2 protein-coding genes are annotated in these 1,070 nt (G+C 42.6%); both read right to left on the reverse strand.

The genetic code is table 11. From position 1 onward, the window contains the following. Positions 1 to 277: 50S ribosomal protein L11 methyltransferase (locus IV54_RS09790; protein WP_191980419.1), on the reverse strand; the 277-nt coding region annotated here is incomplete at its 3' end. A gap of 92 nt (positions 278 to 369) precedes the next feature. After that, positions 370 to 687 carry a hypothetical protein gene (locus IV54_RS09795; RefSeq protein ID WP_057879152.1) on the reverse strand — a complete coding sequence of 106 codons (318 nt, stop codon included), beginning with the start codon at positions 685 to 687 and terminating at the stop codon, positions 370 to 372. Positions 688 to 1,070: the final 383 nt, after the last annotated feature.

The raw sequence follows: 1,070 nt of genomic DNA on the forward strand, positions 1-1,070 counted from the left end.
AGGGCCTAGTACTTTTGGAATGGAAATACTTTCCAACACCAAAAATTCTAGACCCAATAAAAATGGTTTCCGGATAGTAAGCGGTAATCTCGGCCCCGTGATCGCGGTGTGGAATCGTCGCGAGATCCACGATTTCACCGAATTTACCGGCCTTTAAATTCTTGAAGTCGGCTGCGTCGTCAATCTTGACGCCGCTGGCCCCGGCTTCCTGTAAGATGTTACTAACGGCTTCGACCGCTTCATTGGTCGTCAGCACGCTAACTGCTGTCCATTCCATAAATGACGTCCTCCTTGAAAAATTAATTTAAAAAAAGAGCCAGGACAAAAGATTGTCTCTAGCTCACCACTAAAACATTTAAAAATATCGCTTTAGATCTTTTCGGCATCGGTCGGATTTTCAGCGTCCTTGTGATCCCGCTGGGCTAGACGTGTTTCTAAGTAATCTAACATATCCGCCTCATTTTGGAATACACGCGGATGCTTCTGTTTGTGCAGCCGCAAATCAATTTCGTTAATTCGCTGCCGTCCGGTCCACGTATGCCCATAACGAATGATTACCCGGTTATTGAGCGAATCTCGACCAAATTTGAAGACGTACACACTTTCGGGTGCCATCAATGGCCGAATATACGACTTTTCGTAACGATAGTTATGTTGCCGTAAGAATTGCTTGGTTCGACTCAGCATGGTAATCACCTCCTAATGACTATTTACTCGTTCTTCATTTCAATCGCCCGAAACCCGGGTCGGATTAAAATGTATCAATAATTGATAATAGTTGATTTTACTAACGATTGCAAGCGAAACGGCGTAGAAAACGGCAATTTATGATTCCCGATTTCAAAAAAAGGCGATCTCGCTCTGAAACCACTTACATTTTACCATAGTTTCGGATGGGCTTCTATCAAAAGTCTTGTCTGCCAGCGGGCTAACCGCCGCATATTGGTTGCAATTTATAATAAGATCGTTAAAAATATAAATAAGAACTAATTTTGTGAAGGAGGAGTCATTTTGCTTCCTCGATTTAAAATTGAAGTGCAACACCTGCTCTACTAGACCAGTTCTTTATT

Origin of the sequence: Levilactobacillus paucivorans (genome assembly GCF_001437125.1) — a bacterium.
Taxonomy (GTDB): domain Bacteria; phylum Bacillota; class Bacilli; order Lactobacillales; family Lactobacillaceae; genus Levilactobacillus; species Levilactobacillus paucivorans.